Here is a 7,614-nt window from a genome sequence, read left to right as displayed (position 1 = left end):
CAACCTCGAGAACCTCGTCCTCGTCAGCCGGTCGATCCAGGCCGCGGCGCTGGCCCGCACCGACAGCCGCGGGGCGCATTTCCGCGAGGACTTCCCCGACGCCTCGGATCTCGCAACCTCGCACTACACCGTGGTGCGCCAGGCCGGGGACGGGCTCGACGTCGGCATGGAGCCCGTCGCCTTCACCCATGTGCGCCCCGGCGCCTCCCTCCTCGACGCGGCGGCCTGAGGCCGCGCCCCCAACCCGACCGATCTCGGAGAGAGACGCCATGGACCAGTCCCGGGGCCGGCCGCGCGGAGCCGATATCGTCGTCGAGACGCTGGAGCGCCTCGGCGTCCGCCGCATCTTCACCCTGTCGGGCAACCACATCATGCCGATCTTCGATGCCCTGCTGGGCACGGACATCGCGGTGGTTCATGTCCGCCAGGAGGCCGCCTGCGTGCACATGGCCGACGCCTGGGGCCGGCTGACCGGCGAGGTCGGGGTCGCCCTGGTCACCGGCGGGCAGGGGCAGACGAACGGCGCCGCCGCCCTGTTCACGGCCCTCGCGGCGGAGAGCCCCGTGCTGCTGCTCTCGGGCCATGCCGGGCTGTCGGAGATCGGGCGCGGCGCCTTTCAGGAACTCGCCCAGGCCGACATCGCACGGCCGATGACCAAGGCCTCCTGGACGTCCGCCTCCGTCGACACCCTGGCGGACGACATCACCCGAGCCCTGCGGATCGCCCGCGAGGGCCGGCCCGGACCCGTTCATCTCAGCCTGCCGGTCGACCTCCTGGAGGCGCAGGCCGAGACCGCATCCCCGGCAGCCGCCGAGGCGGCGATCCAAGTCGGCGAGCCGAGCACCGACCTCGTCGCGGCGGTGGCGGCGGAACTCGGCCGGGCGCAGCGGCCCTTGATCTTGTGCGGCCCGGTCGCCTGTGGCGCCGAGGGACGCGCCCGGATGACGGCGCTGGAGGCGGCCTCGGGCGTGCCTGTCCTTGGCATGGAAAGCCCGCGCGGCCTCAACGATCCGAGCCTCGGCGCCTTCGCCGAGGTGCTGGCCCAGGCCGATTGCCTCGTGCTCGTCGGCAAGCCCCTCGATTTCACCCTGAAGTTCGGCGAGGCGCCTGCGGTGGCGCCGGCCTGCCGCTTCGTCGTCGTCGACCCCGACCCCGGCCTCGCCGCGCGGGTCGATCCGGCCCGCCTCGCCGTCTCGGGCACGGCCGATGCGCTGCCGACCCTCGCGGCGCTCGCCCGATACCTGGACGCGCGCAGCGCCGGCGACCGGCCCGACGACCAGACCGGCTGGCCGGCTGCCGTGCGGGCGGCGGTGGCCTACCGCCCCCCGGACTGGGACGACCGGCGCGGGTCGGAGGGGCGCCTCCATCCGGTGGAGCTGTGCCGCGGCGTCGCCGCTTTCTTCGACCGGCATCCCGGCGGCACCTTGATCTGCGATGGCGGCGAGATCGGGCAATGGCCCCAGGCCCTTGTGAAGGCGCCCCGACGCCTCATCAACGGTGTCTCGGGCACCATCGGCGCGTCGCTGCCGTTCGCCCTGGCGGCCCGGCTCCACGACCCGGCGGGGCCTGTGGTGGCGGTCCTGGGGGACGGCACCTTCGGCTTCCACATGGCCGAGTTCGACACCGCCGTGCGCTACGGCCTGCCTTTCATCGCGGTGGTAGGCAACGACGCCCGCTGGAACGCCGAGTACCAGATCCAGCTCCGCAACTACGGGCCGGAACGGGCGCGCCACTGCGACCTGCTGAGTTCGCGCTACGATCGTGTCGTGACGGCACTCGGCGGCCACGGCGCCCTCGTCACCCGGGCCGAGGATCTGCCGCAGGCCCTGGAGGAAGCCCATGCCAGCGGCCTCCCGGCCTGCCTCAACGTACTGATCGAGAGCGTACCGGCCCCCGTCATCCGCCGGCCGAAGGCGGGCTGACCGCACATCCCCACCACGGTTTCGACCCAGGGAGGTTCACATGCGCCGACGCGACGTTCTGGCCGGGGGGCTGCTCGGCGCGGGCCTGCCCCTCCTCGGCGGCCTGCGGCCAGCACGCGCCGAGGTGCAGGAGGTCGTCGTCGCCCGCCAGCCGAGCCTCGGGCACCTGCCGCTGATGATCATGGAAGAGCAGGGCCTGCTCAGAAAGCATGCGGCGGCGAAGGGCCTGTCCGGGCTCGGCGCCCGCTTCGTCACACTCGCGGGCGGCGCGGCGATGAACGATGCGCTCCTGTCCGGTTCGATCCAGTTCGTGGCCGGTGGCGTGCCGCCCCTCGTCCTGCTCTGGTCGAAGACGGATGGGACCGCCATGGCGGTGAAGGGGGTGGCGGCGATGAACGCCATGCCGCTCCTCATGAATACGAACGCGGACCGCATCCGGTCGCTGCGTAACTTCACCGACCGGGACAAGATCGCGCTGCCCGCCGTGAAGGTCTCCGTGCAGGCCATGTTCCTGCAGATGGCGGCCGAGAAGGAACTCGGGGAGGCCCGGCGCAACGACCTCGACCGCCTGACCGTGACCCTGTCGCATCCGGACGGCATGGCGGCCCTTCTGTCAGGCCAGGAGGTGAGCGCGCATTTCACCGCCGCGCCGATTCAGGAACTGGAGCTCCGCAAGCCCGGCATTCGCACGATCCTGAACACCTTCGACGTGCTCGGCGGCCCCTCGACCTTCAACGTGGTCTGGGCCTCCGCTTCTTTCGTGGAGGCCAATCCGACCGTCCACGCCGCCTTCATGGCGGCCCTGGAGGAGGCGGTCGAGTCCATCGCGGGCGATCCGCAATCGGCCGCCCAGGCCTATGCCCGTCTTGCCCGCGACGGGTCGGATGTGGGCCTGATCGCGTCGATCCTCGCCTCGCCGCAGGTCGCCTTCACGACGACGCCCCAGGCGATCCTGCGCTACGTCGACTTCATGGCCCGCACGAAGACGATCCGGCGCGGCGCCAAGGATTGGCGCGAACTGTTTTTCGCCAATGTCCACGGCAAGCCCGGAAGCTGAGGCACCAGCGGGGTCCTCGGTTCGAACCGCCGAGACGGTTCACGGGCCCGGCGGCATCGGGTGGCCCCCCTCGCCGCCGAGCGCGTGCGGTCCCTACTCCATCGTCGGCGCGAGCTTCTTGACGCTCTCCACGTCCTCGCCGAGCCAGGCCGCGTTCTTGGCCGTGCCGTCGAAGGTGGCGGAGGTCTTGAACAGCTCGTACTTGCCTTCCAGAGCGTAGGGTTTGCTGCGCTCCAGCAGCGCGGCGACCTTCGCCTTGTCCATGAGCACAAAGGTCTTCACCGCCTCGAAGGCCTGGTCGAGGTCGCGCTGGCTCTCGATGCCGGTGATCACCACGCTGGTCGGCAGGTTCAGGCAGAAGTGCAGATATTCGAGCGGCTTGATCGGCGCGTCGCTCTTCAGGATGACGCCGTCGCCGAAGGTCTTCATGCCGAGCGCCGCGATGCCGTGCTGGACCAGATAGGGCAGCACGAGGTGCCCGAACGAGCGGAAATGCGCGTCCATGACGTTGAGCGGCATCTGCACGGAGTCGAAGTGGAAGCCGCGCTCTTCGGCGACTTCCAGCATCTGCAGGTGGATGCGCGGGTCCTTGTGCCCGGTGAAGCCGATGTAGCGTAGCTTGCCGGCCTGCTTCGCCTCGACGAAGGCCTCCATGGCGCCACCCTCGGCGAAGACCCGGTCGGGGTCGTCGAAGCGCAGGATCTCGTGGTGCTGCACGAGGTCGATGCGGTCGGTGCGCAGGCGCTTCAGGGATTCGTCGATCTGACGCATCGCCTCCTGTTTGGTGCGCCCGTCCATCTTGGACATCAGGAAGACCTTGTCGCGGTAGCCGCCCTGCGAAAGGGCGGCGCCCATACGCAGCTCCGAGCGACCGCCGTTGTAGTCCCAACAATTGTCCATGAAGGTGATGCCGCGCTCGATGCCGGCGTGGATGAGGCGTGTCGCCTCGTCGTCCGAAACCGCGTTCTTGCCGAGGTGAAAGCCGCCCATGCCGATCGCCGAGATCTTCTCGGCGTGGCGGCCGAAGGCGCGGTAGAGCATTTCGCCGCGCCGTTCGCCGGGATCGGTGACCAGGGGCAGGTCGGCCGGGTCCTTCGGACGGGTGTTGGGCAAGCCGGGCGCGGTCACGGCTGCACCTGCTGGTGAGGTTGCGGCGAGGCCGGCGCCGAGTGCGGCGCCCTGTAGGAAACTGCGGCGTTCCATGGTCGGTCTCCGTGTCGAACGAGGGCGATATCGAAGTTGGTCGGCATCCTAGACCTCTCCGGCGGCGAGGATGCGGGCGGCGTGGAGCCAGCGCAGGGCGGCGCAGGCCGCGCCGTAACCGTTGTCGATGTTGACGACCGTGATGCCGGGGGCACAGCTCGCCAGGATGGCGTCGAGGGCCGTGCGACCGCCCTCCGCGACGCCGTAACCGACGGAGGTGGGCACCGCGATCAGCGCGCTCGACACGAGGCCGCCGACGACGCTGGGCAGGGCGGCATCCATGCCGGCGGCCACGATGAGGATCGGGTGCGCGCGGATCTCGTCAAGGCGCCGGGTCAGCCGCCACAGCCCCGCCACGCCGACATCGGCGAAGAGCGTGCTGGCGACACCCTGGTAGGCCAGCGTGCGCTCCGCCTCCCGCGCCACGGGAATGTCCGAGGTGCCGGCCGCCACGATGCCGATGCGGGCGGGGCCGGCGACCGTGCGGCGCGAACCGAACATCGCCGTGCGCGAGACGGCGCAGTAGTCGATCCGCGCCCGATGCGCTGCCGCGAGCGCCGCGTGCTTGTCCGGATCGAGGCGCGTCAGCAGCAGGGACGCATCCCGCGCCGCCGCGGCATCCAGGATCGCGTCGATCTGTTCGGCCGACTTGCCGGCGGCGTAGATCGCCTCTTCGAGGCCGATCCGTTCCGGGCGCGCGAAGTCGAGCACGAATTCGTCCGCGATGCTCATGACGCGCTCCCCGTCAGGAAGGCGCTTCCGGTCCGGTAGGCCATGAATCGCACGGGGGCATCCGGCAGACCCACCGGGTTCTCGGCGCCGATGCGCGCGGCGAGGACCGCGCGCGCGCCGCCATCAAGCCGTTCGAGGCTGTTCGGGTCGAGTTCGACCACGATGCCGGCCGCTCGGACACGGCAGCGCACCGCCCGCTTCGGGTCAATCGCGGCGCCGAGGGCCGCGCCCACCAGAGTTTCCACCCGATGGATGAAGGCCAGGGTCTCGGGCTCGATCCGGGTGCCGGTCTCGACCCGGCTCGACAGGCAGGGCGCCGCCGGCAGGTCCGAAACCGCGCCGAGGCCGAGATCGCGTGCGAGGGCCCGCACCGACGCCTTGTCGAACCCAGCCTCGATGTAGGGATGGCGGACGCCGTGCTCCCGGGCGGCGTCGAGGCCGGGGCGATACTCGCCGAGGTCGTCGAGGTTCGCGCCAGAGACCATGGGGCGGTCCGTCACGCTCCGGATCGTGCCGTAGAGGTTCGTCTTGCAGAAGAAGCACCGGTTCACCGGGTTTGCCCGGTAGTTCGGATCGGCGAACTCGCCAGCCTCCACCACACGGAGCGACCAGCCGCTGCGATCCGCCTCCGCGCGCACGCGCTCGGTCGCCTCCCCCGGCACGGCGGGCGAGGCTGCGTGCACCATCAGCGCGCCATCGCGGCCGAGGACGCGGTGCGCCATCGCGGCCAGGGTGAGGCTGTCAACGCCGCCACTCACCGCGACAGCGAGCGGCCCGATCTCGCCAAGTACAGCCCCGAGTTGATCGCGGGACACGGCGCTCATGCCTCGTCCTCCTGCGTACGCAGGGCTAGCTGCTCGGCCGCCCGGCGCAGGGAGGCGCGCGCGGCGTGGCTTTCGCCGGCCAGGGCGTCGTCGGATTCCGCTTTCGCGGTCGCCCCGCCCGGCCGCTCCACCACCTTCACGCGCACCGGCCGGCCCTCGACGGTGACGGTCAGCGACCGGCGTGGCAGGGCAGCGCCCGAAACCACATGGTGGCGCAGACCGATGGTGGTCGTCTCGGTGAAGCAGGCCGCGATCGCGGATTCGAGGGCGCTGGCCCGGGCGAGCGCGCGCACATGGGTCATCATGCGGCCCTTCTTGCCGAAGACGGGCATCTGCACGACGTCGAAGATGTCGGGATGCGTACGCAGGCGGTCGAGCCCCATGGAGAGTTCCTCGGCGGACTGATCGTCCACCTCGAATTCGATGATCCCGAGTTCGCGGTGCTCGGACTGCTTTCCGGTTGCCGGGGCCTCCGCATAGGCCAGCACACGCAGACAGTTCGCGATGCCGGGCAGCGTCTTGGTGCCGAAGCCGATGCCGGTGGCCGCAAGCGTGCGCGGGGACGCCGGCGCGGGCGGGGCGCAATCGCGCAGGTGGCGCAGGATCGCGGCGCCGGTCGGGGTCACGCGCTCCCCCGGGATGCCGTCGTCGAGGGTGGTGAAACCCTCCAGAAGGAGGGTCGTGGCCGGAGCCGGTACCGGCAGCGGCCCGTGCTGCGTCCGCACCCGGCCCGACCCGAGAGGCAGAGCCGATACGCTCGCCGCCGTAATCTCGAGATGCGCGATCAGGTGCGCCGCCGCCACGATGTCGGCGATGGAATCCCAGGCGCCGACCTCATGGAACTCCACCGCGTCCACCGCGATGCCATGGACGCGGGCCTCGGCTTGGGCGAGGTGCGTAAAGATGCCGATGGCATGGTCCCGGACGGCGGTTGCGAGAGGTGCCCGCTCCAACTCGCCGCGGATCTGCGACCAGTGCCGATGGGTGTGAGTATTCGGGTGATCGTGATCGTGCGCGTGATCATGCTCATGATGGTGCGCCGTCCGATCCGACGCACCTGACCGGGCCACGACGAAGCGGCGCCCCGCCAGGATCCCGTCGTTGTGGCGGATGCACTCGCAGGAGACCTCCGGCAAGGCCATCCGGATGCTCGCGAGCACCCCGGCCTCAAGCTCGGGAAAGGCGTCGAGGAGGGAGGCGGCGAACATGTCGCCGGCGACACCGCCGAGGGCGTCGAGATGAATCTGCATGCGGTCTGGCGTTCACGGTCCGTGGCGATGGAACGTGACATCGGTCGGAAAGGTCCGCCGGCAAGCGCGCCGCGACGGGGACCGAAGGCCGCAGCGGGTCCGCCCTCAGTCGATCCGGATCACCGTGGGACCGGTGCGACCAGGACCCAGGGCGCAGGTGCAGGAAATTCCGCTGCCCGGCGCGGCCCCCTTCCGCACCAGCGTCTCGCAGGTGAGGAGGTGCTTGAGGAGGGCCGCCATCTGGCCGACCTGATAGGGCTTCTGCATCACCGGGATCGCATTGTAGGTGGCAGCGATCCCGCTCGTCCCGTAGCCCGTGGCGAAGATGAAGGGAATGCAGCGCTCGAAGAGCACGTCTGCGATCGGATAGCTCACCGTCTCGCCGAGGTTCACGTCGAGGATCGCCATGTCGAAGGCCTCGTGTCGGGCGAGCGCCAGCGCCTTTTCGAGGCGCATGGCGACGGTGACCTCGCAACCAAGGTCGAGGAGCATGTCCTCACCCAGCATCGCCACCAGGCTCTCGTCCTCCACCAGGAGAACGCGTCGTCCCTCCAGATTGCTCATCGGGCGTCGCGCCCCAGGACGACGTCGCGGCCGTGCCAGCCGAGCGTCGTCCTGGGGCGCGA

Annotated in this window: 7 protein-coding genes and 1 pseudogene; 3 read left to right on the top strand and 5 right to left on the bottom strand. The window is 70.6% G+C overall.

Annotated features, from left to right (window positions below; genetic code table 11):
• The 3 genes and pseudogenes from MFF30_RS18390 to MFF30_RS18380 all read left to right on the top strand — a co-directional run.
• Window positions 1-229, top strand: a pseudogene (locus MFF30_RS18390) (succinate dehydrogenase/fumarate reductase flavoprotein subunit); the annotation flags it as partial.
• 40 nt (window positions 230-269) lie between these two features.
• Complete coding sequence (locus MFF30_RS18385; protein WP_238280929.1) at window positions 270-1,922, top strand: thiamine pyrophosphate-binding protein; 1,653 nt, start codon at window positions 270-272, stop codon at window positions 1,920-1,922.
• A gap of 40 nt (window positions 1,923-1,962) precedes the next feature.
• Window positions 1,963-2,979, top strand: coding sequence for an ABC transporter substrate-binding protein (locus tag MFF30_RS18380; RefSeq protein WP_238280928.1), 1,017 nt, complete (start codon window positions 1,963-1,965; stop codon window positions 2,977-2,979).
• Between the two features lie 93 nt (window positions 2,980-3,072).
• Here the strand turns inward: MFF30_RS18380 and MFF30_RS18375 are convergent, their stop codons facing one another.
• From MFF30_RS18375 to MFF30_RS18355, 5 genes are all read right to left on the bottom strand, one after another.
• Entirely contained in the window at window positions 3,073-4,182 is a 1,110-nt protein-coding gene (locus MFF30_RS18375; RefSeq protein ID WP_238280927.1) for an aldo/keto reductase, read from the bottom strand.
• A 48-nt stretch (window positions 4,183-4,230) separates the two neighbouring features.
• Window positions 4,231-4,914: a nickel pincer cofactor biosynthesis protein LarB gene (gene larB, locus MFF30_RS18370; RefSeq protein WP_238280926.1), complete on the bottom strand. Its 684-nt coding sequence runs from the start codon at window positions 4,912-4,914 to the stop codon at window positions 4,231-4,233.
• Window positions 4,911-5,738 (bottom strand): ATP-dependent sacrificial sulfur transferase LarE, encoded by an 828-nt coding sequence (gene larE / locus MFF30_RS18365; RefSeq protein WP_238280925.1) that lies wholly within the window; start codon window positions 5,736-5,738, stop codon window positions 4,911-4,913. Before larE ends, larB begins: the two co-directional genes overlap by 4 nt.
• Window positions 5,735-6,988, bottom strand: coding sequence for a nickel pincer cofactor biosynthesis protein LarC (gene larC, locus MFF30_RS18360; protein WP_238280924.1), 1,254 nt, complete (start codon window positions 6,986-6,988; stop codon window positions 5,735-5,737). Before larC ends, larE begins: the two co-directional genes overlap by 4 nt.
• A gap of 105 nt (window positions 6,989-7,093) precedes the next feature.
• Window positions 7,094-7,614, bottom strand: a 521-nt coding sequence (locus MFF30_RS18355) for a response regulator (protein WP_238280923.1), incomplete at its 5' end; no start/stop codon positions are given.

This window comes from Methylobacterium goesingense, assembly GCF_022179225.1.
In the GTDB taxonomy this organism is placed as follows: Bacteria; Pseudomonadota; Alphaproteobacteria; order Rhizobiales; family Beijerinckiaceae; genus Methylobacterium; species Methylobacterium goesingense.
This window is presented reverse-complemented; position numbering and strand designations above follow the sequence as displayed.